Source organism: Azospirillum brasilense (genome assembly GCF_003349955.1).
Taxonomy (GTDB): domain Bacteria; phylum Pseudomonadota; class Alphaproteobacteria; order Azospirillales; family Azospirillaceae; genus Azospirillum; species Azospirillum brasilense_B.
Window position 1 is genome coordinate 1 of the sequence record NZ_QLKQ01000036.1, and the last position, 23708, is coordinate 23708.

Consider the following 23708-nt stretch of genomic DNA (forward strand, 5'->3'; position numbering starts at 1 on the left):
ATCCAGCAATGCATGCGCGTCAAATGGCCGTCAGACAGGACCTAACCCTCTCCCCAGAGGGGAGAGGGGATTTTAAATGCGATCACCCTGATGATATCTCGGGGCATGGTTGATCCGCTGGCCGGCGGTCCACCGCGCGGACCGGAGTGGACTCCCGGCGCCGCCGGCAAACCGGACGTTCAGAGTCCGTCGGCGCGTTCCGCCGCTTCGCCACCGGCCGGCCGGCGGCGCGAGCCGGCCCACGTCAGCATCGCGGCGGCGCTGAACGCCGCCCCCAGCATCGAAACGCCGTGCCAGCCGGCATGGGCGTAGACCATGGTCGCGGCGCTCGCTCCCATGGCGCTGCCAATCGAATAGAAGACCATGTAGCCACCGACGAGACGGCTGCGCGCCGTCGGGTGGCGGGCGACGATGATGCTCTGGTTGGTGACGTGCACCGCCTGCACGGCAAGATCGAGCAGGACGACGCCGATCAGCAGAAGCGGAATGGACGACGGCAGAAACGCGATCAGCCCCCATGACAGCAGCAGGAGCGTGAGAGCCAGGGCCGTCGTCCATTCGCCGAGACCGCGGTCCGCGAGGCGCCCCGCGCCGGTCGCGGCGGCCGCCCCTGCCAGACCGACCAGACCGAACAGTCCGATCTGCGTGTGCGAATAGTGGAACGGGGCGCTGCTGAGCGGCAGAACCAAGCTTGTCCAGAACGTGCTAAAGGTCGCAAAGATCAGCAGAGCGAGAAGACCGCGAGTCAGAAGAACCCGGTCGCGCAGAAACAGGGCGGGAATGGAACGCAGTGTCTCGGCGTAGCGGTCGGTGCTGCCCGGCACCGGCGTTCGCGGCAGAACACGCGTCAGCAGCCCGACCATGGCCGCCATCAGAATGGCCGATGCCAGATAGACCGCCCGCCAGCCGCCGAGGTCGGCGAGCAGCCCGGCGACGAAGCGGGCGCCAAGGATGCCGATGACGACGCCGCTCGTCACCGTGCCGACCGCCCTGCCGCGTTCGGCGGGCCTTGCCAGCGTCGCGGCGAAGGCGACCAGAACCTGCACCACGACGGCGAGCAGGCCCATCGCGGCGAGGCCGGTGAACAGAACCGCTTCGGTTTTCGCCGTCGCGACAGCGACCAACGCGAGGATCGACAGAAGGCCCTGGCCAATGACAAGCCGACGACGGTCCAGCAGATCACCGAGTGGTACGATGAAAATCAGCCCCAGCGCGTAACCGACCTGGGTCAGCGTCACGACAAGGCCGATGGCGCCCGGCGAAATCCCGAAATCCCTCGCGATCGCGTCGAGCAATGGCTGGGCGTAATAGATGTTCGCCACACTGAGGCCGGCGGCAACAGCGAAGGTCAGCGTCGCACCTCTCGATAACCCGCCCTCCGGCTGGCGCCATGCCCTTGGTCCCCTTGCGTTCCGCATCGTGATCCCGTTCGTGAAGCCGATCTGGTTTCATATCGAGACCACTTGCGCATAGAGAATTCTAGTTCTATTTTAGGACTAGACGTGCAGGGTGGAAATCGGGGTCATGGTCAAGCGGGTCAGTCTTTGGGATGCGGGTTGCCCGGTGGCGCGCGCGCTCGATGTCATCGGTGACTGGTGGTCACTGCTGATCATTCGTGACGCCTTCGACGGCGTGCGACGATTCAACGAGTTTCAGAGCGGCCTTGGCATCGCCAAGGGAATGTTGGCAACCCGGCTGCGCGATCTGACCGCGCGCGGCATCCTGGAGACCGCGCCGGCGTCGGACGGCAGCGCCTACAAGGAATATGTCCTGACCGAAAAGGGGCGCGGCCTTTTTCTCGTGATCGTCGCTCTGCGCCAGTGGGGCGAAGACCATCTCTATGGCCCTGATGAACCACGGTCCTCGTTGATCGCCACTGAAACGGGCGCCCCGGTCGCCCGGCTGGAGCTGCGTGCGGGAAACGGGCGGGTTCTGACATGGGACGATACGGAGGTGATAAAAATCAGCACGATATGATCGACTGAAGATCCTGGAGCAGTCCACGGCACGGCAGCCATTCCAAACGGACTTTCATGGCTTGGTCGATCATGGCTTGGTTGATCCGGCGGCCGCGCGATCCACCGGGTGGACCGCGCGGCCATGGACCCGAGCGGACTCCAAAGCGAACTTCCGTTCGCTTTGGAGTCTTATCGCCTCATTCGCCGGCTCTCAGCGGATGCCGATGGCATCCGCCTGCCGCCAGTGGGAACTCTGTTCCCGCGAGAGGCGGGCTCCGGTCGCATGCGCGACCGGGACCGCCATCGCGGTCCAAAGCGGATTGCAATCCGCTTTAGAGCAGGTCCTCGATCCGGATCGGCAGATGCCGGATTCGCTTCCCGGTCGCGTTGTGGACGGCGTTGACGATGGCCGCCGCCGCGCCGACCATGGCCACCTCGCCAAGCCCCTTGACCCCCGACGGGTTGAGGCGGCTGTCCGGCTCGTCGATGAAATCGACGTCGATGGCGCCGATGTCGGCGTTGACCGGCACGACATACTCGGCAAGGTCGTTGTTGAGAACGCCGCCGAACCGGGGATCGCATTCGGCGACCTCGCGCAGGGCGGCGCCGATGCCCCAGACCACGCCGCCCCGGACCTGGCTTTCCGCCGTGCGGCGGTTCATCACCCGTCCGCAATCGGCGACGCTGACGACCCGCCGGACCCGCACCCGTCCCGTCGACGGCTCGACATGGACTTCGGCGAAATGCGCGATCCAGCTGAAGGCCAGGAAGTCGGGGTATTCGGGACCGGTCGTCACCGGCATGCCCCGGCGCAACTGCTCGATCGCCTGCCGGTCCTTGCCGAGCGGCACGGTGTCCACCGACACCTCCAGATATGGGCGCCGGGTCCGGGCAAGCTGAACAGGGACGGGCTCGTCCGACAGCGCCGCTTCGGTCAATTGGCTCAGTTCCTCGCGCAGCTTCAAGGCGGCGGCCCGCGCCGCCGGGGCAGCACTCCCCGCGCCCCAGGAACCCGCGGTGAGGTGCTGGGGGGCGTGGCCGGTGTCGCCGATCCGGATGTCGAGCTTATCGGGATCGACGCCGAGGACGTCGATCAGCTCCGCGGCGATGACGCTGCGAATCCCCTGCCCCATTTCGTGGCCGGACGTGGCGATCCGGCATTGGCCGCCGGCCGAGAGCCGCAGCGTGGTGACGGAGGGCGTCATCGCGGCCTTGTAGCTGCCGCAGGCGACGCCGAGGCCGATGCGGTCGCCGTTTTCGGCGACCAGGGCGCCCGGCTGGTTCGTCCGGCGGTCCCAGCCGAACAGCGCGGCCCCGCGCCTCAGGCAGTCCGCGAGATGGCGGGACGAGAAGGGTTTGCCGGTGATCGGGTCACGCTGGGTGTCGTTGGCGAGGCGCAGCGCCACGGGGTCCATGCCGAGCGCCCCGGCGAGTTCGTCGAGCGCGCATTCGGTGGCGTGGCTGGCCGGATGCTCGTACGGGGCGCGCTGGTGGCCGGGGGTCTGGGTGTCGACCCGGACGATGCGCTCGCGTCCCCGCCACGCGCCATACCCGTACATGCGCGGCGGAGTGGCGCCGTGATCGCTGGCGAAGCCGTCATACCGGCTGTTCTGCTGCACCGTTTCATAAATGCCGGCGAGCAGGCGGCCGTCACCGTCGGCGGCGAGCCGGACGCGATGCCGGCTGTGCGGGCGGTAGGAGGCCGTGTGGAACAGCTGGCCCCGCGGCACGACGAGCTTGACCGGGCGGCGCAGCAGCAGGGCGGCGCTCGCCACCAGGACGCTCTGCTCCTGGACGCCGTTCTTCTGGCCGAACCCGCCGCCCGTGTAGGGGCTGACGCCGCGCAGCGCCTGCGGCTCCATCCCCATCATGCCGGCCAAGCCGCCGGCGAAGGCCGCGGCGGACTGCGTTCCCTCGTAAATCCGCAGCGTGCCGTCCTCGAACGCCGCGGTGGTCGAGATCAGCTCGATGGGGTTGTGATGCTGCTGGGGATGCCGATACTCCACGTCGATGGTGTGGACGGCGGAAGCGAAGGCGGCCTCGGCGTCGCCGGACGCGAGCGGACTGACGGCGTCCGGCTCGGGGCTCGCGAGGTCGTCGTCCATCCGCGCGCTGAAGGGGTCCTCGGCGTAGCGCACCGTCACGGCCTCGGCGCCTTCGACCGCCGCCTCCAGCGTTTCGGCGACCACCAGGGCGACCGGTTCACCCCGGTGGCGGACCTGCGGGGCGGTCATGGGTTGGTAGCCCTTTCCCGGCTGCCCATAGGCGCCGCGCGCCGCGGGCGTCGTCCGGATCTGCGAGAAATCATCATGGGTGAAGACGCGCACGACGCCCGGAACCTGGAGGGCCGCCGCCGTGTCGATAGACAGGACACGCCCCTTGGCGATCGTCGCCGGCACGGTCATCGCGTGAAGCAGCCCGGGGAACGGCTGGTCGGCGGCGTACAGGGCGCGGCCGAGCACCTTCTCGTGGGCGTCGATCCTGGGACGGTCCGCGTTGCGGTTCGGCGTCATCGGCTCTTGCTCCCGGCGTTGATGATGGCGTCGGCAAGGGTCCGCGCGCCGAGTTCGATCTTGAAGGCGTTGTGGCGGCCGGCACGGGCCTCGGCGAACGCCGCTCTGGCGGCCTCCAGCGCCCGCTCGCGATCCAGGGTTTCCCCACGCAGGAGAGCCTCGGCGGGACGCGCGCGCCAGGGCACGGTGGCCACCCCGCCGAGCGCCACATGCGCCTGCCGCACGCGATCGCCGTCCATTTCCAGCGCCACCGCGGCGGACACCAGCGCGAAGGCGTAGGATTCGCGGTCGCGCACCTTCAGATAGGTGGAAGTCCGACCGGCGGCGGTCTTCGGCACCGAGATGCCGGTGACGATCTCCTCGCGGCCGATGGTGAATTCCAGGTGAGGCGTCCGGCTGGGCGGCCGGTAGAGTTCGGCGATCGGGATCACCCGCGGTCCGTCGAGGCCCTGCAGCTCGATCGCGGCGTCCATCGCCATCAGCGCGACGGGCCAGTCCCCGGGCGACACGGCGTTGCACGCCGCGCTGGCCCCCAGCACGGCCTGGGACCGGTCCATCCCGCCGATGGCGGCGCAGCCGGAGCCCGGTTCCCGCTTGTTGCACGGGTAGGCGCCGTTCGCGCCGTTGCGGAAATAGGGGCAGCGCGTCCGCTGCAGCAGGTTGCCGCCGACGGTCGCCATGTTGCGCAGCTGCTGGGAGGCCGCCTTCGACAGGCTTTCCGCCAGCACGGGATAATCGTCGCGCACGACCGGGTGCTCGGCGACGTCCGCCATCAGCGCAGCGCCACCGAAAAACAGCCGGTCGCCGTCGGTGTCGATGCGGTTGGCGCCATCGAGGTCGGCGATGTCGATCAGGTGCGCCGGCTTCTCGATGCCGAGCTTCATCAGGTCGTAGAGATTGGTGCCGCCGGCGATGTAGCGGGCGCTTTCGCCGGCCGCGACGAAGGCCTCGATCGCCTCACGGGCCGTTCGGACCTGGACGTAGGACAGGGGCTTCATGGCTCAGCTCCTCTCGATCCGGGGAGCGGCCTGTTCGATCGCCGCGACGATGCCGACATAGGCGCCGCAGCGGCAGATGTTTCCGCTCATGTACTCCTTGATCTGCTCCGGCGTCGACGCGTGCCCCTCCTTGACGCAGGCGATCGCCGCCATGATCTGGCCGGGCGTGCAGTATCCGCATTGCAGGGCGTCGTGATCGATGAAGGCCTGCTGCATGGGATGAAGTCCGTTCGCCCCGGCGATACCTTCGATGGTGGTCACGTCGCGGCCGTTGGCCTTGGCGGCCATCGTCAGGCAGGAGGCGACCCGGCGGCCGTCCAGATGGACCGTGCAGGCGCCACATTGGCCGTGGTCGCAGCCCTTTTTCGCGCCGACGAGGCCCAGCCGCTCGCGCAGCAGGTCCAGCAGGGACGTCCGGGCATCGACGTCCAACGCCGTCGGGCGGCCGTTGACGCGGAAGGACAGGTGAAAGGACAGGGGGACCGTCATGCCGTTCTCCGGTGAAGGTCGCGGACCGGCGGGCTGGGCGAGCGCGGCGGCGGGCAGCATCGTTCCCGTCAACGAGACGATGGTCCCGGCCTCCAGAACCTGCCGGCGGGTGAGGTCGAAAGGTTGCCTGTCTTGCGGGTCCGGCATTGGAACTCCCTCGGTTGATTGCACCCTGTCGGCCGCCGGCCGGGGCCGGACGGGCGCCTTGGGATCGCAGGCCATTGAGAGTGGTTCGCGAGGGCCGGAAGGATAAGGCGCCCCATCCTGACCGGACTGGTAAGCTGTCCTTCGCAATCGGGTGAGACTGGCGAAGCGGGCCATGCCGACGGGTGCTCAGGCGGCCCACCTCGATGGCCTCACTGGACGCGCATCCACTCGATTTGGATGCGCGTGCCCTCCGGCCGTTGGAAATGTTCGGTCATGCGGTCCCCGACCACGATGAGTGTGAGCTGTTCCCGCGTGCGGGTGCTGCCAACCCAGTTCGGAAATGTCGCCCCCTCGACGCGATTTCCGCTGAATTCACCTTTTTCGTCAACGGTATAGGTCCCGAAGAAACCGATGCCGCGGGTCATTGCCATGCGGTTTTCGTCGTCGGTTCCTTCGCCACGGGCATCCGAGGCGAAACGCGGGGTGTCGGCATCGGTGAGAACCTCCACGAAACGCATGTCCGGCGTGAAGACGAGGAGGCCGTTGGGCCTCGCTCCATAGGCCGGGATGTTTTGACCGTCCGGGTCGATCGTCGCCGACACCATCCTCCAGGTGCCGACCAGTTTGTTTTCCGCCGCCGTTTGCGCGAAGGACGGAGCGGAGGCGAGGCCGATGGCGAGAGCGACGGTTGCGGATCGGATGAACATGATCTTGTCCTTCACGAATGATGATGTTTGCCGTCTTTGCCGGTCAGAGATCCGAACGGTCGGCGGAATGCGCCACATCCCGCTGCGTCTCAAGAGCCGCCAAGCGGGCCGCAAGGGCTTGCGCGATCGAGGAATGGGCGGTGCTGCCGAGCGTCAGGCGGAGAGGCGGCGTCGGGCTGTCGACCGCGGCGATGATCGCCGCCACGGTTCGCGCCGCGTCCCCCTTCAAAACGAAGCTGCCGTCGCCGATCGCGCGACGCAGGGCGCCGACGGGGGTGTCCTCATAGACGGCCATCGCATCGGCGCGGACGAGGTTGACCGCGAAGCCCGTGTCCGTCGGGCCGGGCTCCGCGATGATGAAGGTGATGCCGAAGGGCGCCACCTCCTGCGCGACGGACTCGACGAACCCTTCGATGCCCCATTTGGTGGCGTGATAGAGGCTGAAGCATGGATAGGCGATTTGCCCGCCCTCGGACGACACCTGCACGATGCGTCCCCCTCCCTGCCGCCGAAGATGGGGCAACGCGGCACGGATCAGGTGGATGGAGCCGGTGAGGTTGGTGGCGATCTGCCGGTCGATCTGCGCCTCGGTGAGTTCCTCGGCCGCGCCGAACAGGCCGTAGCCGGCGTTGCTGACGACCACGTCGATCCGGTCGTGCCGTTGAAAGGCGCTGCCGATGGCCGTTTGAACGCCGGCCAGGTCCGTGAGGTCGAGCGGAACGACCTCAAGGCGATCACCATGCTGCCGTTGCAGGTCGACCAGCGCTTCCGGGCGGCGCGTCGTGGCGAGCACCCGGTCGTTCCGGGCGAGCAACTGCCGCGCCATGGCAAGACCAAGGCCCGACGACGCGCCGGTGATGAACCATGTTTTCGACATGCGGATTCCTCCTCTTCCGTTCATCCCCGATGTGGATCGGGTCCATTGGTGCGATAAGATCGCCATGGTGAGACGGGTTGGTGAGGAATTTCGACGAATGGCGCGTCCCAGCCTGAACGACCTGGCGGCCTTTGCCGCGGTCGCCAGCCACCGCAGCTTCCGCAAGGCCGCCGATGCGATGGGCGTGTCGCGTTCGGCGCTCAGCCACGCGATCATCGGGTTGGAAGGCAAGCTGGGCATCCGCCTGTTGAACCGCACGACACGCAGCGTGTCGCCGACCCAGGCAGGCGCCCGGTTGCTCGCGCGGCTCGATCCGCTCCTTCAGGATCTCGATCAGGCGCTCGACACGCTGTCCGAGGCGCGCGGGACGCCCAGCGGAGAGCTGCGGATCAACGCGAACAAGAGCGGCGCCCGCATCCTGCTCCGGGACGTCGTTCCGAGATTTCTTGAACTGTACCCCGGGGTCGAACTCGATCTCGTCTCGGAAGGCCGGCTGGTCGACATCGTCGAGCAGGGATTCGACGCCGGCGTGCGCCTTCTGGAGGCCGTCCCGCAGGACATGGTCGCGGTGAAATTCGGCGGCGAGGTCCGCTTCATCGCGGTGGCCGCTCCATCCTATCTCCAGGGCCGCGAGCCCCCCGACACGCCCGACGATCTGCACGCCCATTCCTGCATCCGCCAGCGCCTGCCCAGCGGAAAACGTTACCGGTGGGAGTTCTCCAGACGCGGCGCCGAAGTCGCGGTCGACGTCCCGGGCACCCTCACCCTCGACGACAACGATCTCCTGGTCGAGGCGGCCGCCGCCGGACACGGCATCGCCTATGTGCCGGAACACTTCGCGCGGTCCTGTCTGCAGGCGGGGCGGCTGGTCACCCTTCTGGACGACTGGTGCCCACCGATTCCCGGTCTCGCGCTCTACTACCCGCGCAATCGGCACGTGCCGTCGCCGCTTCGTGCCTTCATCGATCTGCTCAAGGACGCGGATCGGGAACGAGGAACGCGAAGCACCACCGCTTGACAATCGTTCGCTACCTTGCAAATATCGCAAGGTAGCGAACGAATTGCGGAGAGGGTGGCGTCATGCCGGAGCGAAGCGACGCCGGGCATCCGGTCGTGGCGGGATGGACGAAGCGGTGCTATTTCGCGGGCCGCGCCCTCATGGACGCGACCCTGCGGCCTTACGATCTGGGATCGACGCAGTGGTATGTTCTCTGGCATCTGGCCAACGTCGGCCCGACCGTCCAACGCGATCTTGGACGGGCGCTTGAACTGGAACGCGCGACGCTGAGCGGGATCGTCGCCACGCTCGTCCGCAAGAATTTGATTGAACAGACCTCAGGCGGGGACGACCAGCGCCAGCGCCTTCTGACGCTGACCGCCGCGGGCGAGGCCCTGTGGCGCGACCTCCCCGATCTTTCCTTCATCCACGACGCAGCGTTCGGCGGCATCGACGAGGCCGATCTGGCGACGACGGTCCGTGTCCTGCGGCTGGCCACCGAGCGGCTGCAAAACCTGTTGCGAAAGGAATGAGCCGATGACGGTGCTGATAACCGGAGCGACCGGCCTTGTCGGTGAACGGCTGGTCCCGCGACTGATCGACGCCGGCTTTGCCTGCCGGGCACTGCTGCGGGCCGGAAAACCCTGCCCACAGGGGGCAACCGCCGCGACCGGCGACCTCCTCGACCCGTCGACTCTTTCGGACGCCATCCGGGGCGTTTCGGCGGTCGTGCATCTGGCGGCGGTCTTCCGCAGCCAGGACACCGACCTCATCTGGAAAAGCAATCGCGACGGCACCCGGAATCTGATCGCCGCGGTGAAGGCGAACGCCCCGGATGCCCGCGTCATCATGGCGAGCACCAGCCATGTCTACAGCATGGACAACCCGCATCCCGGCCGCGAGGACGATGCGGTCGATCCCAAGCATCCCTATCCGGCGAGCAAGGTGGCCGCGGAAAAGGACCTGCGCGACCGCGGGCTGACCTGGTCCGTCATCCGCTTCCCGTTCGTGTACGGCGACGGCGACGGGCATCTCGAATCGCTTCCCGATCATGTCGGACGCTGGCATCCGGCCCAACGGATGAGCACGATCCACCACCGCGACATCGCCACCGCCGTGAAGCTCGCGCTGGACGGGGTGTTCGACCGGCGCGTCGTGAATGTCGCCGACGACGCCCCTTTGTCCATCTTCGAGCTTGCGGGTGTGCTGGACACCGGAATGGCGGCGACCTCCGAGCCTCTCGCGAACCCCTGGTATCTTCATGTCGACGGTTCGCTGGCGCGCACGCTCGGTTTCCGGCCCAGCGTGAGAAGCGTCCATCAGGCCCATCAGGAAGGGCTGATGTGACCGACACGCGCCGCGCGGCTCACCCCGAACGGCCTCCGGAAAGCCCGGTGGGAACGGCGATCTGGGTGCGGTGCATGCGGCGGCGCTGGTTCTCGGGAAAGGGATCGCGGCGGTGCATGGTCCAGCGGTTGTCCCACATCACGAGATCGCCGACCCGCCATCGGTGGTGCCAGGACAGCTCCGGACGCACCGCCGCCTCCCACACCGCGTCGAGCAGGGCTTCGCTCTCCGCCGGCGGCAGGCCGGGGATGGAGGCGTGCGGGCGGCGCCCCAGAAGCAGCGCCTTGCGCCCGGTCGCCGGGTGGGCGATGACCAGCGGGTGAACCGTGCCCGGCGAGGTGGCGAGGTCGGTCGGCGGCGCGAAGCCCTGCCGCAGATAGCCGCCGCTGTTGGTGGTGCTGTCGTGCTTGATCGACAGCCCGTCGATCCGCCGCCTCAGCTCCTTCGGCAGCGCGTCGTGGGCGGCGAACATGCTGATGAATCCGGTGTCCCCGCCCTCCTCCGGCACCTCCAGCGCGTAGAGGCTGCTGGCGTAGGGCGGGATCTCCAGATAGGTCATGTCGGCGTGCCAGACCGACTCCCCCGCCCCCAGCGCGCCGATGGGACGGCCCTGCTCGGTGACGTTGGAGATGACGTAGACCTCCTCGAAGCCCGGCGCGTGCAGCCGGCCATGCTCGGTGATCGGCGCCTTGTCGAGCGGCCCGAAATGACCGGACACCCGGACGAGGTCGGCGTCGGACAGCGTCTGGTCGCGGAACACCAGCACCAGATGGCGGTCCAGCGCCACGGCCAGCGCGGCGGCGGTGGCCGCGTCCAGCGGCCGCGACAGGTCGATGCCACGGATCTCGGCCCCCAGCGTGGCGGAGACCGGGTGGGTGGTGAAGGCGGGGTGGGTCATGGGAACGCCCTCAGCTTCCGGTGCGGTCGTGGATGTCGGCGAAGAACAGGTCGCGCCAGTCGGCGGGCCGGTTGCGGATCGAGCCGATGCGCGCCATGAAGTCGGTGAAGATGCCGATGCCGCGCGGGGCGAGATCGTAGGACACCTCCGGATGGGCGATCATCGCCGCCACCTCCTCCTCGCCGAGCTTGGACTTTTCGATGCGGATGTAGGCGCGGGCGGCCTCCCTGGGATCGGCCTTGATGAGGGCCACCGCGTCCTCCAGCGCCGTCAGCACGGCCTTGGTCAGCGTCGGGTTGGCGTCATGGAAGGCGGCGGAGGTCCACAGCGCGCTGAAGGACGCCGGCCCGCCCAGCACGTCGTAGCTGCTCAGCACCTTGTGGATCTTCGGGTCGCGGAGCTGCTGATCCTGGAAGGGCGGGCTGGTGAAGTGGGCGGTGATCTCCGTCCGGCCGGACAGCAGGGCGGCGGTGCCGTCGGGATGGGCCAGCGAGACGGTCAGCGGGTCCAGCCGCGCGTGCTGGCCGGGGCCGAAGACCTGCTCGGCGGCGATCTGGAGCACGATGGCCTGATAGGAGGCGCGGACCGACGGCACGACGATGCGGTCCTTGTCCGTGAAGTCCGTCAGGCCCTTCACCTCGGGCCGGTTGGTGTTGAGGTAGGCCGGCTGGGCGTTCAGCGCGGCCAGCCCGCGCAGGTTGGCGTTCCCCTTCGTCTTGTCCCAGGCGATGATGAAGGCCGGCACGCCCGCCGCCCCGAAATCGGCGTTGCCGGACAGGGTGGCCTCGGTGATCGTCGTCGGGTTGCCGAGCGGGGTGTAGCTGGCCGTCACCGCGCCCAGCCCGGCGGCGCGGGCGTGCTTCTCCACAAGCCCCTTGTCCTCCATGACGTAGAGCGGCAGGTAGCCGAGGCCGAGGTTGCGGGCGAAGCGGACCTGCGTCGCCTCGGCCCGCGCGGGGGCCGGGTTCAGGCCGGCGACGCCGGCGGCGAGCAGCAGCGCGGAGCCGAGCAGCGTCCGGCGGCCCAGCGTGGAGAGGCGCGTGGAAATGGTCATGGGGTGTCCCGTGGCGGAGATCGTCAGATGACGCGGAAATTGTGGGCGCCGTCGCGCTTGAGCTGGTCCACCAGCTCAAGCTCCCAGTCGATGTAGCCCTGCATGGCGGCGGCGCTGTTGTCGGTGCCCTCGTAGGGGCGCTTGTAGACGTCGTCCGGCTCCGGCCCCAGCCGCTCCAACCCGGTGCTGAGCGGCAGCCCGGCCGCCACCCAGCCCTGCGTGCCGCCCTCCAGCAGCAGCGGGGCCGCTCCCGGCGGGAAGTCGGCGGCGGCGTAGCGGGTCAGCGCGCCGTCCCAGCAGGTCAGCACCGGCCGCACGCCCTTCGGCAGGCGGGCGATGGTGCCGCCCAGACGCGCGCGGGTCGCGAAATACGCCCCCGGAATGTGGCCGGCGCGGTAGCGCGGGCTGCGGGCGATGTCGATCACCGCCGCCTCGCCGTTCTCCAGCAGGGCCAGCAGGTCGCGCGGCGCCACCGTCTCCGCCCCGGTGTCCGGGATGGGCGGCAGGCGGCGGCGGTCGGGACCGGTCCCGATGCCCAGAGACGCCACGTCGCCCTCCAGCACATGCACCTCCCAGCCGAGCTGCGCCAGCCAGGAGGCGGTCATGTCGGCGCGCGGCCCGCCGCCGCCCGCCGGGTCGTCGGCGAGCACGATGCGGGCGCCGCGCACCGCGACATACTCGTCCGTCGCCTGGACGAGCTGGCCGCCCGCCGCGTGGCGGAAGCCCGGCAGATGGCCGGCCTCGTACTCCTCCGGGGTGCGCACGTCGAAGAGGTGCAGGGTGCGCCGCCCGTCGCCGCGGAAGGCGTCCAGCGCGGCGGGGCCGATGCGCCCGACGCCGGCGCGGTCGGCCACCGCGCGGGCGGCCTCGCGGCCCTTGGCGTCGCCCTCCGGCGACACCGCCGGAAAGCGCCCGTCGCGCCCGCGGTCCAGCTCCAGCCCCGCCAGCGTCCAGCCGATGGTGCCGTTGCGCAGCGCCGCCACCCGGTTGGAAATGCCGGCGTTCACCAGCGATTGCGTGCCGATGATCGAGCGGGTGCGCCCGGCGCAGTTGACGATGATCAGCGTCCGCGGGTCGGGCGCGATGTCGTGGACGCGCTTGACCAGCTCGGCTCCCGGCACGCTGATGCCGCCGGGAATCGCCATGGTCCGGAACTCCTCGTAGCGGCGGGCGTCGAGGATCACCAGATCGGCCCCGGTGTCGACGAGCGTCTTCACCTCCTCGGCCGACAGCGACGGGGTGTGGCGGTGATGCTCCACCCACTCGCCGAACGCCTTGCTGGGCACGTTGACGTCCCGGTAGACCTCGAACCCGGCGGCGATCCAGCCGGCCAGCCCACCCTCCAGCAGCGTCACCTCGCGGTAGCCCAGCGCCTGGAGCCGCCGCGCCGCCGGCTCGGCGTAGCCCTCGCCGTTGTCGTAGACGGTGATCGGCACGTCGCGCCGCGGCAGCAGGTCGTAGGCCAGCAATTCCACCCGGCTGAGCGGCACCGACACGGCGAACAGCGGATGGGCCAGCGAATAGGGTCCCTCCTCACGCGCGTCGAGAAGGGCGACCTCCCTGCGGTCGATCCAGTCACGGCGGATGCCGGCGGCGGTGCGGGTGGCGAGCGGTGCGGTGTCGGGCATGGTTGCTTTCCGGGACCTGTTATGCGGCTTGCGGAACGGGCTTCGAGCGGTCCCACAGGTTGGGCAGGGCGTTGTTGGCGTAGCCGGAGATGAAAGGCTTGCGCTCGCCGGTCAGCGGATCGAAGACCGACCGCCGAATGGCGCCGATGTTGCCGCCATAGACGTGGATGCTGATCGATGGACGGTCGGACAGCGCGTTGGAAATGGCGTGGACGTCGCCGATGCGCGGCGACACCGCCTCCACCGATCCGACCGGCAGAAGGTCGGCGGCGACGGCGACGGGCGGGCCGTCCCGGAGTTCGTAGCGCTGGGAATGCTCCGCCCCGCGCAGCACGCCGACGAGGCCCCAGACGGTGTGGTCGTGGATCGGCGTGCGCTGCCCCGGCCCCCAGACGAAGCTGACGATGGAAAAGCGCTCATGGGGATCGCAATGCAGCAGATACTGCCGGTAATGGACCGGATCGGGCTGGGCGTAGGCGTCGGGCAGCCAGTCGTCCACGGCGACCAGCCCGGCCAGCAGACGGCGTCCCGAGTCCAGGATGGCGGCCTCGTCGTCGCCCAGACGCTCCACCAGACGGGTGACGTCGCCGATGAAGCCGCGCAGGCGGGACAGGTTGGAAAGGGTGGGATCGGTCATGGCGTGCGTCCATTCGGAACGTGGGGGCGGCCGGGGCCGGGGGTGGGGCGGATCAGGCCAGCGCGGTCACCAGCACCGGAAGGACGGCCAGGACGACGCCGGCCCCCAAGGCCAGCCGATGGCTGAGCGAGGGGTGTTCCGCGTGCGTCGGGTGGGGGGTGAGCGTCTGGACCGGCGCGCTGTCCGAAGAGTCCGGCGGCAGTGGCAAGGGCAAGGCGCAGGACGGGCTGAGCGACGCGATCAGCATCCATTGGAAGTCATCCGAAGCCTTCATGCCGGGTCTCCTGCTTAAAAGGGAGAGGAAGGGGGAACGTCGCCGGGCGGTCGCCGCGCCACTAACAACACTTGCTCATTGTTGTATTTTTCTCATTCCATATAGGAAAATAGGATTTATGCTCGGCGTCAAGCGTGCGCTTTGCCCCGAGCGCGGTTTTTCGCTGGTTCAGCGACGTGAACGGGGCGCCGCGATCGCGGGAAGACGGAACAGGAAGACGGGAATGAGCGACACGCGGCGTGTTTTGATCGCTGGAGCGGGAGCGGTCGGCGGGTACATCGGCGCCCGGCAACCGCGCCGTCCTGGACATCGTGCGCGCCATCGAGCGCGGCCGGCTGACCCCGGCGCCGGATCGGCTGGCCGGGGTGGCTGTCGGCCCCGGCTGACGGCACGCCCCTCCCCTCCTCTGTGCGGCGGCGCCTCACACGATCGCCGGCTCCTTCTCCAGTTCCTCGCCACTGGCGAAGCGGGCCGGGGACAGGCGGGCGAACCAGTCCGGAACGGCCTGCCCGTCGACGAGCTGGGCGAGCAGGCGCCCCGCTGCGGGAGCGGTCATGAAGCCCTTCGCCCCCGACAGCGCGACGAACAAGCCGGGCAGCGCCGTTTCGCCGAGCACCGCCAGCATGTCCGGCGTGATGGAGTAGAGTCCGCCCCAGGAGCGCAGCAGCCGCGCGGTTCCCAGCGCCGGCAGCAGGTCGATGGCGCGCGCGGCGGCGCGCGGAAACAGGTCCGCGGTGGGCTGGGCATCGGCGCCGAGCGCCCGCCGCCGGTCCGACGCCACCACCACGACGCTGCCCCGCGCTGTCTGGTTCAGGAACATCTCGTGCGCGAAGGACACCACGCAGGGGCCGAGTCGCGGCGGCAGCGGTTCGGTGACGAAGGCCTGGTTGGGATAGGGCTGCACCGGAATGTCGATGCCGAGCGACCCGAGAAGCTGCGGAATCCGCGTGTCGGTGGCGACGACGACGCGCCCGGCCTCGATCGCCTCCCCACCCGCGCTCAGACGGAAGGCGCTGCTGAACGGTTCCACGGAATCGACCTTCACGCCATGACGGATGAGCACACCGGCGCGGGCGGCGGCGCGGTGAAACCCGTCCAGCACGCGGAACGGCGACAGGGAGCCGTCGCGGGCGCAGAAAGAACCGCCGACCACCCCCGAGAGGTTGAGGCCGGGCGCCAGCCGCGCCGCCTCCTCCACAGTCAGCAAGGAACTGTCCACGCCGAACCGGGACTGGAGCGCGATGTTGCGGCGGAGCTGGTCGAGCTGTTCCTCGCCATGGGCCAGGATCAGGTAGCCGTCCTGCTTGAACTCGATGCCCTCGGGATAACCGAACTCCTCGGCGAAATTCTCGTAGGACGGCAGGCTGTCCTGGCAGAGCCGGATGTTGCCCGCCGCCCCCCACTGGACACGGAACCCGGCGCCGCAGCGTCCGGTCTCGTTGCCCGCGAAGTCCGACCGGTCGAGCAGCAGGACCGACAGGTCGGGGCGCAGCCGGCGCAGCCACAGCGCCACCGACAGGCCGTAGGCACCACCGCCGATCACCGCGATGTCGGCGATCCTGGGAAGAGTCGTCATGATCCCACGCTTTCGTCCGAAACCCGGTTGGCCAGCGCGGCGAGCGTGACGGGTCGGATGCCGGGGCGCGCGTTGACCGCCTCCCCCTCGCCTCGCGGTCCGGCGAGCGCCGCCAGGGTGCGCAGGCAGGACCGCCCGCCGCAGGACCCCATGCCGGCCCGGGTGTTGCGCTTCAGCCCGTTCAGACCGTCATGCCCGTCGGCGACGGCGCGGTCGATCCGGGCGCGGGTGACGCCCTCGCAGCGGCAGACCACCGTGGCCGGGGTCACCAACTCGTGGATGTCCCGCGGCAACTCCCAGGAGGCGGCCAGCGCCGCCTGGAAGGTCCAGTGGCGCGCCCGCTCGGCCCGGTCCGCGGCGGCCTGCGCGGCGAAACGCCCGGCATCCCGGTGCAGCGCCCACCCCGCCGCCGCCGCCCCGACCACGGCGCCGTCGCAGGCCGCCGCCAGACCGCCGGCGAAACCGCCCGCGTCCCCGGCGACGAACAGGCCCGGCACGGAGGTCGCCCCGTCCCCGTCGCGCACCGGCAGCCAGCCGCCGCGCCGGGGGTCGAAGCGGGTTTCCGCCCCGGCCATGCGCGCCAGCTCGCTGTTCGCGGTGAAGCCGTGGTTGAAGGCGACGGTGTCGGCGGCGAAGCGCCGCTCGGTTCCCGGAACGGGCCGTCCCCGCCCGTCGTGGCGGGCGATCACCAGCCGTTCGGCGGCGCCGTCTCCGCTGACCGACAGCGCGACATGGCGGGTCAGCACCGGCACCCCGGCGCGGCGCAGGACGGACAGCCAACGCCATCCCTCCGACAGCACGCCGCGCCCGGCCCACAGCGCCGCTGGATCGCGGAGCAACCCCGGCCACAGCGGGCTCCATGGGGGACGCAGCAAAGCCACCACCGGCACCGTCGCCCCGGCCTCGACCATCTGCGCCGCCGCGACCAGGGGCAGCGGCCCGGCCCCGGCGAGCGCGATCCGGTCCCCCGCGCGCACCCGCCCGCCCTTCAGCAGGGCCTGGAGCGCCCCCGCCGTCACCACACCCGGCAGGGTCCAGCCGGGAACCGGCACCACGCGCTCGTGCAGGCCGGTCGCCACCACCAGCGCGTCGGCGCGGATCAGTCGGCTGCTCGTCTCGTCGGCGATGAGGATGCGGTCCAGGCCGTAGATGGCGGTGACGGAGGTTCCCGGACGGTGGTCGATGGCCCCGGCGTGGCGGGCGAAGCGGTCGAACAGGCGGCGCTTGCGCTCCGCCTCCGGCCGGGCCGCGGCGGAGACGGCGCCGCCCGCCAGCGACGGCGGCGGCTGGCGGTGGATCTGCCCGCCAGGGCGCGGCGCCTCGTCCACCAGCACGACCGCGCAGCCGAGCCGGGCGGCCTGTGCCGCCGCCATCATGCCCGCCGGCCCGGCGCCGACCACCACCACCCGCGCGCGGCTCACGACGCCCCTCCATCCGGAAGGCCGCCGTCGGGCAGCAGCCCCGGCCCGACCTGCCAGCGGACGGACAGGCCCGGACGGGCTTCGGTCTGGCAGGCGCGGCTGTTGGGCCGCCCGTCGATGATGCAGCGGCACTCCCAGCACACGCCGATGCCGCAGAACAGGCCGCGCTGGGAACCGTCCTCCGCGGTGCGCCACGCCCGCTCCCCGGCGGCGAGGAGAGCGGCGGCGACGCTCTCTCCCGCCCAGGCCGGAATCGCGCGCTGCCCGAACCGGTCTTCGAAAAGGATGGTGAAGCCCTCCCCTTCCCGGACGTCGGGACGTCGGGAAGGTGTGGCGGCGGCGGACGATGCGGCCCGATCCATGATGCAGCCCCGGCGTCCGGCTCAGAGCAGGGTGAAGGCGCCGCCCTTCACGGTCAGCACGAAGCCGCCGTAGGTGGGGGTGCGGTTGTCGTTGATGGTCAGCTTGCCGCCGCCCAGCACGGTCGGCAGGTCCTTCACCGTCAGCAGAGCGGCGCGGATGGCGGCGCGGTCGTAGGTCGGGCCGGCGGCCTTGATGGCGGCGGCGGCGACCTTGAGCTGGTTGTAGCCGATGGCGGCGAAGACGTCCGGGGCGATCTTGAACTTGCGCTGGTAGGCCTCGACGAAGGTCTTGTTCAGCGGGCTGGCGCTCTCCAGGAAATAGTCGGCAACGAAGATGGTGCCCTCCACCGCCGAACCGCCGACTTTGAGGAACTGCTGCGACGCCATGCTGGGCGTGCCGAGGATGCGCACCTTGTCGGACAGGCCAGCCTGCTTGGCCTGGATGATGATGTTGGCGCTGGTCTCGGCGGTGGTGGAGATCAGCAGCGTGTCGATGTCCAAAGCGGCCAGCTTGGTCGCCAGCGCCGTGAAGTCGGTGTCGCTGCCGACGATGGTCTCCTCAGCCACGGTCTTGATGCCCTTGGCCTCGAACAGGTCCTTCACGCCGTTCTTCTGGGCGATGTAGGCGTCGTTGTCGCGGTTGAAGACGTAGGCGACGGTCTTGGGCGCCAGACGGGCGGCGGCCTGCTCGCCCAGCGCCTGCATGATGGTGGCGGGGGTGGCGTTCGACTTGAAGACCCAGTCGCCGACCCGCGTCACGTCGGCGGACGCCGTGGAGACCACCGGCACGCCCTGCTCCTGCGCCACCGGCAGGGCGGCGAAGGCCTCGACGCTGGAGGTCGGGCCAAGGATCACCGCGGCCTTGTCGTACTGGGCGAAGCGCGAGACCAGCGTGGTCGCCTGGTTCTTGTCGCTGGCCGTGTCCTCGATCAGCAGCTTCAGTTTCAGGCTGCCCAGCTCGCCCGACGCGTTCAGCTCCTCCAGCGCGGTCTCGATGCCGTTGCGGCCGGGAACGGCGGCGAAGGAGAAGATGCCGGTCGAGGCGACGGGCACGCCGATCACCACCTCCTGCGCCTGGGCGGGCTGGAGGGCGGCGGCAATGGCCAGCGACAGGGCGGCGGCGCCGAGCAGGGTCTTCATTGTGAACGGTCCTTTGTTAGAAATCGGGAAGGTCGTCGCCGGGCAGGTAGTGGCGGACCACCGAGGGATCGCGGGCGAGGTCGCCGCTCGGCCCCTGGTGGACGATGCGCCCCTGCTCCAGCACATAGGCGTGGCCGGTGGCGTCGAGCGCGCGGCGCGCGTTCTGCTCCACCAGCAGAATGGTCAGGCCGGAGCGGCGCAGGGTCTCCAGCGCCGCGAAGACCTGCGCGGCCATCAGCGGCGACAGGCCGAGGCTCGGCTCGTCCAGCATCAGCAGGCGCGGGCGGCCCATCAGCGCGCGCCCGATGGCGAGCATCTGCTGCTGCCCGCCGGACAGCGACCCACCCTCCTGCCGGCGCCGCTCCGCCAGGATGGGGAAGAGGGCGTAGACCTCGTCGATGTCCGCGGTCCCCCGCGTTCCGGCGGCCAGCCGCCCGAGCCGAAGATTCTCCTCCACCGACAGCGGGCCGAGGATCTGGCGCCCCTCCGGCACCTGGAGCAGGCCGCGCCGCGCCACCGTGTGGGCGGGCAGACCGGCGATGTCCGCACCGTCGAAGCGGATGCGTCCGGATAGCGGCTTCACCACGCCGCTGACGCTGTTGAGCAGCGTGCTCTTGCCCGCACCGTTGGGGCCGATCAACGCCACCATGGCGCCCACCGGAACGGTCAGGGTGACCCCGCGCAGGGCGCGGATGCCGTCATAGGCGGTGACGAGGTCCTGAATCTCCAGCATGGCCGGTCACGTCCCCAGATAGGCTGCGATCACCGCCGGGTCGCGGCGCACCGCCGCCGGGGTGCCGCTGGCGATCAGACGCCCGCTGTCGATGACGTGGATCTCGGCGCAGAGCGACAGGACGAAGCGCATGTTGTGCTCGATCAGCAGGACGCCGAGCCCGTCGCCCGCCAGCTCCGCGACGATGCGGCCCAGCGCGTCGGCCTCCACGTCGTTCATGCCGGCCACCGGCTCGTCCAGCAGGAGGAGCCGCGGCTCCATGGCGAGCGCCCGCATCATCTCGACGCGGCGCTGGTGGCCGTAGGACAGGCTGCCCGCCGGCTGGTCGGCGAAACCGGCCATGCCGAAGCGCTCCAAAATGGCGGCGGCGCGGCGGCGCAGCTCCCGCCCCTCGCGCAACGCCGAGGGCAGGCCGAGCAGACCGGCGGCGAGGCCGGCGCGCTCGTGCCGGTGGAAGCCGGCGACCACGTTGTCCAGCACGCTCGCCTCCTTCAGCAGGCGGACGGTCTGGAAGGTGCGGGCGATGCCGGCGCGCGCCACCTCCGGCGCTTCGGCCTCGGTGATGTCGCGGCCGCCCAGCCGGATGCGCCCGGCGGTCAGGCGCAGCAGGCCGGTGATCAGGTTCACCACCGTGCTCTTGCCCGCCCCGTTGGGACCGATCAGGCCGGTGATGCGGCCCGGCGCGACGGTCAGCGACAGGTCGTCCACGGCCACCACGCCGCCGAAGGCGCGGGTCACCCCGTCCAGGACCAGCCCCTCTTGAAGTTGCGAGGTCATGCCCGCGCCTCCCCCGCGCGCTGCCGCGCGGCGAGGCGCAGGCGCCGCGCCTGGAGGAGGACGGTGTCCACCACGCCGTGCGGCAGGTAGACGATGAACAGCACCATCAGCAGCCCGTTGACGGCGAGGCGATAGTCGGCCAGCGGGCGCGCCAGCTCCGGCAGCGCGGTCAGCACCGCCGCCCCGGCCAGCGGCCCCAGCACCGCCGCGCGCCCGCCCAGCACCACGAAGGTCAGCACCGACACCAGCAGCGGAAAGCCGAAATCCTCCGGCACGAGGCTGTAGTTGCGGTGGGCCATCACCCCGCCGCCCAGCCCGGCGACGGCGCCGGACAGCGCGAAGGCCAGCCGGTGGTATTGGACGACCCGGATGCCGAGCGAGACGGCCACCGTCTCCTCCTGCCGGATGGTGTCGAAGGCCCGCCCGACCCCGCCGCGCGACAAAGCGAAGACGAGGTAGAGGACCAGCGCGAAGACGCCCAGCAGGTGCCAGCCCTGGACGGTGCGCGGCAGGCCGTTCATGCCCATCGCGCCGCCGGTCAGCGGCTCCGCGTAGAGGGCCAGCGACAGGACGATCTGCACGAAGGCGAGCGTCGCGATGGCCTGGAACACGCCGCGCAGCCGGGCCAGCGGCAGGGCGAGCAGCCCGCCCGTGGCGGCCCCGGCCAGCGCGGCGGCGGCCAGCCCCAGCGGCATCGGCACGCCCCAGCGCACCGTCAGCACGGCCGCCGTGTAGGCGCCGATGGAGGCCAGCCCCGCCGTCGCCAGCGAGAAGACCCCGGCGCGCAGCGCGATGTACTGGCTGTAGGCCAGGATGGCGTTCACCAGGATGAGTTCCGCCAGGGGCTGCTGGGCGAGAAGAAGGTCGATCATTGCCGCACCACCCGGATTTCCCGGCGCAGGGTCCCGAAGAAGCCGCTGGGCCGCAGCAGCAGGATGACGAAGAGAAGCCCGAACAGGATCGCGTCGCTGAGGGCAGAGGACAGGAAGGCGACGCTCAGCGTCTGGATCATCCCGAACAGCAGCCCGCCGATCACCGCCCCCGCCACGCTGCCCAGGCCGCCCAGCACGATCACCACGAAGCCGCGCAGCAGATAGGGCTCGCCCATCAGGAAATGGACGGAGTTGAAGGCGATGCCGATGATCACCCCCGCCGCTCCGGCCAGCGCGCCGCACAGGAAGAAGGTCAGGGCGTGCACCGCGCCGGGGTTGACGCCGAGCAGGCTGGCCGTGCGTTCGGAGATGGCGACGGCGCGGATCTGCCGGCCGAAGCTGGTCGCGAACAGGAAGGCCAGCAGCGCCGCCACCAGCACGGCGACGCTGCCGACGATGACGATCTGCTGCAGCGACACCCGCAGCCCGAACACCTGATAGAAGACGATCGGGAAGGTGCCGAAGGGGAAGCGCTGCACCTGCGTGTCGGAGGCGATCTGCGCCGCGCTCATCAGGATCTGCGCCACGCCGAGGCTGGAGATGATCGCCGCGAATTCCGGGGAGCCGCGGCGGCGCAGCGGCCGGAAGGCCACCGCGTCCACCAGCACGCTGAGCAGCCCGGCGGCCAGCATGGCGATGGCGAAGGCCGCCGCCAGCGGCAGGCCGAGCGCGGTGACCGCGAACAGGCCGGTGAAGGCCCCCCACATGAACACCGCCCCGTGGGCGAGGTTCAGCACGTGCAGCACGCCGAAGATCAGCGTGAAGCCCAGCGCGAACAGCGCGTAGGTGCTGCCCACGACGATGCCGTTGACGATCTGCTGCGCGACCAGAGCCACGCTGTTCCCCTTTTCGATGTGGATTTCCGCTCCGGCGCTACGGATTTTTTTGTGGAATGGAACGATACCGCGCACCGGTCATGCAGATTTTTCTACACATTCGAATGCAGGTCGTCTACCTATTATCTATTACTCCGGTATGAAAATAGGAAATGACCCCCTACTCCCTCCTCTCGCTGGCCCGGAACGCGCTGACCGGGCACCGCCGCTGGGCGCCGGCCTGGCGCGACGCGGCTCCGAAGCCCGCCTACGACGTGGTGATCGTGGGCGGTGGCGGGCATGGGCTGGCGACCGCCCACTACCTCGCCTCCCGCTATGGGGTGACCAACGTGGCGGTGCTGGAGAAGGGGTGGATCGGCGGCGGCAACACCGCGCGCAACACCACCATCGTCCGCTCCAACTACCTGCTGGACGACAGCGCCTTCCTCTACGAGCACTCCCTGAAGCTGTGGGAGGGGCTGACGGCGGAGCTGGACTTCAACGTCATGTTCAGCCAGCGCGGGGTGGTCAGCCTCGCCCACAGCGCCCATGAGCTGACGGCGCTGCGCCAGCGCGACCGCGTCATGCGGCTGAACGGAATCGATTCGGAGATGCTGGACCGGGCGGCGCTGCGCCGGCTGGCCCCGGCGCTCGACCTGTCGCCCACGGCGCGCTTCCCGGTGACCGGCGCCTCCATCCAGCGGCGCGGCGGCATCGCCCGGCACGACGCCGTGGCCTGGGGCTTCGCCCGCGCCGCCGACCGGCGCGGCGTGGACATCGTGCAGAATTGCGCGGTGACCGGCCTGCGCATCGAGGACGGGCGCGTGACCGGGGTGGAGACGACGCGCGGTCCGATCCGCGCCGGCAAGGTGGGGATCGCCGTCGCCGGCCATTCCGGCGTGCTGGCGGCCATGGCCGGGCTGCGCCTGCCGATTCGCAGCTACACGCTTCAGGCCTTCGTGTCGGAGCCGCTGAAGCCGGTGCTCGACACCGTGATCGTGTCCAATCAGGTGTCCTGCTACGTCAGCCAGTCCGACAAGGGCGAACTGGTCTTCGGGGCGGCGCGCGACAATTACAGCTCCTACAGCCAGCGCGGCAGCCTGCCGATCCTGGAGGACTGCGTCGCCAACCTGCTGCAGCTCTTCCCCGCCTTCAGCCGGGTCGGGGTGCTGCGCGGCTGGGGCGGCACGGTGGATGTGTCCCCGGACCTCAGCCCGATCATCGGCCCGCTGCCGGTGGAAGGGCTGTTCATCAATTGCGGCTGGGGCACCGGCGGCTTCAAGGCCACGCCCGGCGCCGGCGACGTGTTCGCCGCCACCATCGCGCGGGGGGAGCCGCACCCGCTGGCGGTCCCCTTCGGCCTGGACCGCTTCGCCACCGGACGGCTGATCGACGAAGCCGCCGCCGCCGGCGTCTCGCACTGACGCA

The 23708-nt window shown here is 70.1% G+C and carries 24 protein-coding genes; 5 read left to right on the forward strand and 19 right to left on the reverse strand.

The features are described from left to right. Nucleotides 1-179: 179 nt before the first annotated feature. The gene (locus DXK32_RS16645) at nucleotides 180-1418 is read right to left on the reverse strand and encodes an MFS transporter (RefSeq protein ID WP_282184592.1); all 1239 of its coding nucleotides are present in this window, start codon (nucleotides 1416-1418) and stop codon (nucleotides 180-182) included. A gap of 106 nt (nucleotides 1419-1524) precedes the next feature. Here DXK32_RS16645 and DXK32_RS16650 point away from each other — a divergent pair, with 106 nt between their 5' ends. Beyond that, nucleotides 1525-1977, forward strand: coding sequence for a winged helix-turn-helix transcriptional regulator (locus DXK32_RS16650; RefSeq protein WP_114859544.1), 453 nt, complete (start codon nucleotides 1525-1527; stop codon nucleotides 1975-1977). A gap of 313 nt (nucleotides 1978-2290) precedes the next feature. Here DXK32_RS16650 and DXK32_RS16655 read toward each other — a convergent pair whose 3' ends face one another. From DXK32_RS16655 to DXK32_RS16675, 5 genes are all read right to left on the reverse strand, one after another. After that, a complete protein-coding gene (locus tag DXK32_RS16655) occupies nucleotides 2291-4471 on the reverse strand; it encodes a xanthine dehydrogenase family protein molybdopterin-binding subunit (RefSeq protein WP_114859545.1) in 2181 nt (726 codons plus the stop codon). Next, a complete protein-coding gene (locus DXK32_RS16660) occupies nucleotides 4468-5469 on the reverse strand; it encodes an FAD binding domain-containing protein (RefSeq protein ID WP_114859546.1) in 1002 nt (333 codons plus the stop codon). The genes DXK32_RS16655 and DXK32_RS16660 overlap by 4 nt, the downstream gene beginning before the upstream one ends. A gap of 3 nt (nucleotides 5470-5472) precedes the next feature. Further along, on the reverse strand, nucleotides 5473-6105 hold the full coding sequence (locus DXK32_RS16665; protein ID WP_114859547.1) for a 2Fe-2S iron-sulfur cluster-binding protein: 633 nt from the start codon (nucleotides 6103-6105) through the stop codon (nucleotides 5473-5475). A gap of 209 nt (nucleotides 6106-6314) precedes the next feature. Then, nucleotides 6315-6827 (reverse strand): lipocalin-like domain-containing protein, encoded by a 513-nt coding sequence (locus DXK32_RS16670; protein WP_247877197.1) that lies wholly within the window; start codon nucleotides 6825-6827, stop codon nucleotides 6315-6317. A gap of 28 nt (nucleotides 6828-6855) precedes the next feature. Further along, complete coding sequence (locus DXK32_RS16675; RefSeq protein WP_114859548.1) at nucleotides 6856-7689, reverse strand: SDR family oxidoreductase; 834 nt, start codon at nucleotides 7687-7689, stop codon at nucleotides 6856-6858. A 97-nt stretch (nucleotides 7690-7786) separates the two neighbouring features. On the opposite strand from DXK32_RS16675, the gene DXK32_RS16680 reads away from it, so the two are divergent. The 3 genes from DXK32_RS16680 to DXK32_RS16690 all read left to right on the forward strand — a co-directional run bounded on the left by DXK32_RS16680 (nucleotide 7787) and on the right by DXK32_RS16690 (nucleotide 10033). After that, complete coding sequence (locus DXK32_RS16680; RefSeq protein WP_114859549.1) at nucleotides 7787-8707, forward strand: LysR family transcriptional regulator; 921 nt, start codon at nucleotides 7787-7789, stop codon at nucleotides 8705-8707. A gap of 62 nt (nucleotides 8708-8769) precedes the next feature. After that, nucleotides 8770-9219 (forward strand): MarR family winged helix-turn-helix transcriptional regulator, encoded by a 450-nt coding sequence (locus DXK32_RS16685; protein WP_114859550.1) that lies wholly within the window; start codon nucleotides 8770-8772, stop codon nucleotides 9217-9219. A gap of 4 nt (nucleotides 9220-9223) precedes the next feature. Then, nucleotides 9224-10033 (forward strand): NAD-dependent epimerase/dehydratase family protein, encoded by an 810-nt coding sequence (locus DXK32_RS16690; RefSeq protein ID WP_114859551.1) that lies wholly within the window; start codon nucleotides 9224-9226, stop codon nucleotides 10031-10033. A gap of 19 nt (nucleotides 10034-10052) precedes the next feature. Here the strand turns inward: DXK32_RS16690 and DXK32_RS16695 are convergent, their stop codons facing one another. The 13 genes from DXK32_RS16695 to DXK32_RS16755 all read right to left on the reverse strand — a co-directional run bounded on the left by DXK32_RS16695 (nucleotide 10053) and on the right by DXK32_RS16755 (nucleotide 22301). Beyond that, nucleotides 10053-10931, reverse strand: a complete 879-nt coding sequence (locus tag DXK32_RS16695; RefSeq protein ID WP_114859552.1) for a TauD/TfdA dioxygenase family protein — start codon at nucleotides 10929-10931, stop codon at nucleotides 10053-10055. A gap of 10 nt (nucleotides 10932-10941) precedes the next feature. Beyond that, entirely contained in the window at nucleotides 10942-11985 is a 1044-nt protein-coding gene (locus DXK32_RS16700; RefSeq protein WP_114859553.1) for an ABC transporter substrate-binding protein, read from the reverse strand. Between the two features lie 23 nt (nucleotides 11986-12008). Beyond that, nucleotides 12009-13613, reverse strand: coding sequence for a rhodanese-like domain-containing protein (locus DXK32_RS16705; RefSeq protein WP_114859554.1), 1605 nt, complete (start codon nucleotides 13611-13613; stop codon nucleotides 12009-12011). A gap of 19 nt (nucleotides 13614-13632) precedes the next feature. Then, entirely contained in the window at nucleotides 13633-14250 is a 618-nt protein-coding gene (locus DXK32_RS16710; protein WP_114859555.1) for a cysteine dioxygenase, read from the reverse strand. 52 nt (nucleotides 14251-14302) lie between these two features. Further along, complete coding sequence (locus DXK32_RS16715) at nucleotides 14303-14524, reverse strand: hypothetical protein (RefSeq protein ID WP_114859556.1); 222 nt, start codon at nucleotides 14522-14524, stop codon at nucleotides 14303-14305. A gap of 421 nt (nucleotides 14525-14945) precedes the next feature. Continuing rightward, on the reverse strand, nucleotides 14946-16100 hold the full coding sequence (locus tag DXK32_RS16720; RefSeq protein ID WP_114859557.1) for an NAD(P)/FAD-dependent oxidoreductase: 1155 nt from the start codon (nucleotides 16098-16100) through the stop codon (nucleotides 14946-14948). Continuing rightward, the gene (locus DXK32_RS16725; RefSeq protein ID WP_114859558.1) at nucleotides 16097-17521 is read right to left on the reverse strand and encodes an NAD(P)/FAD-dependent oxidoreductase; all 1425 of its coding nucleotides are present in this window, start codon (nucleotides 17519-17521) and stop codon (nucleotides 16097-16099) included. The genes DXK32_RS16720 and DXK32_RS16725 overlap by 4 nt, the downstream gene beginning before the upstream one ends. Beyond that, nucleotides 17518-17883: a (2Fe-2S)-binding protein gene (locus DXK32_RS16730; RefSeq protein WP_247877198.1), complete on the reverse strand. Its 366-nt coding sequence runs from the start codon at nucleotides 17881-17883 to the stop codon at nucleotides 17518-17520. Before DXK32_RS16730 ends, DXK32_RS16725 begins: the two co-directional genes overlap by 4 nt. A gap of 21 nt (nucleotides 17884-17904) precedes the next feature. After that, a complete protein-coding gene (locus DXK32_RS16735) occupies nucleotides 17905-19023 on the reverse strand; it encodes an ABC transporter substrate-binding protein (protein WP_114859559.1) in 1119 nt (372 codons plus the stop codon). A 16-nt stretch (nucleotides 19024-19039) separates the two neighbouring features. Next, a complete protein-coding gene (locus DXK32_RS16740) occupies nucleotides 19040-19756 on the reverse strand; it encodes an ABC transporter ATP-binding protein (RefSeq protein WP_114859560.1) in 717 nt (238 codons plus the stop codon). Between the two features lie 6 nt (nucleotides 19757-19762). Beyond that, nucleotides 19763-20533, reverse strand: coding sequence for an ABC transporter ATP-binding protein (locus DXK32_RS16745; protein WP_114859561.1), 771 nt, complete (start codon nucleotides 20531-20533; stop codon nucleotides 19763-19765). Next, on the reverse strand, nucleotides 20530-21405 hold the full coding sequence (locus DXK32_RS16750; protein WP_114859562.1) for a branched-chain amino acid ABC transporter permease: 876 nt from the start codon (nucleotides 21403-21405) through the stop codon (nucleotides 20530-20532). The genes DXK32_RS16745 and DXK32_RS16750 overlap by 4 nt, the downstream gene beginning before the upstream one ends. Next, nucleotides 21402-22301 carry a branched-chain amino acid ABC transporter permease gene (locus DXK32_RS16755; RefSeq protein WP_205215740.1) on the reverse strand — a complete coding sequence of 300 codons (900 nt, stop codon included), beginning with the start codon at nucleotides 22299-22301 and terminating at the stop codon, nucleotides 21402-21404. The genes DXK32_RS16750 and DXK32_RS16755 overlap by 4 nt, the downstream gene beginning before the upstream one ends. Before the next feature lie 152 nt (nucleotides 22302-22453). Here DXK32_RS16755 and DXK32_RS16760 point away from each other — a divergent pair, with 152 nt between their 5' ends. Beyond that, nucleotides 22454-23704 carry a sarcosine oxidase subunit beta family protein gene (locus DXK32_RS16760; RefSeq protein ID WP_114859563.1) on the forward strand — a complete coding sequence of 417 codons (1251 nt, stop codon included), beginning with the start codon at nucleotides 22454-22456 and terminating at the stop codon, nucleotides 23702-23704. Nucleotides 23705-23708 lie beyond the last annotated feature (4 nt).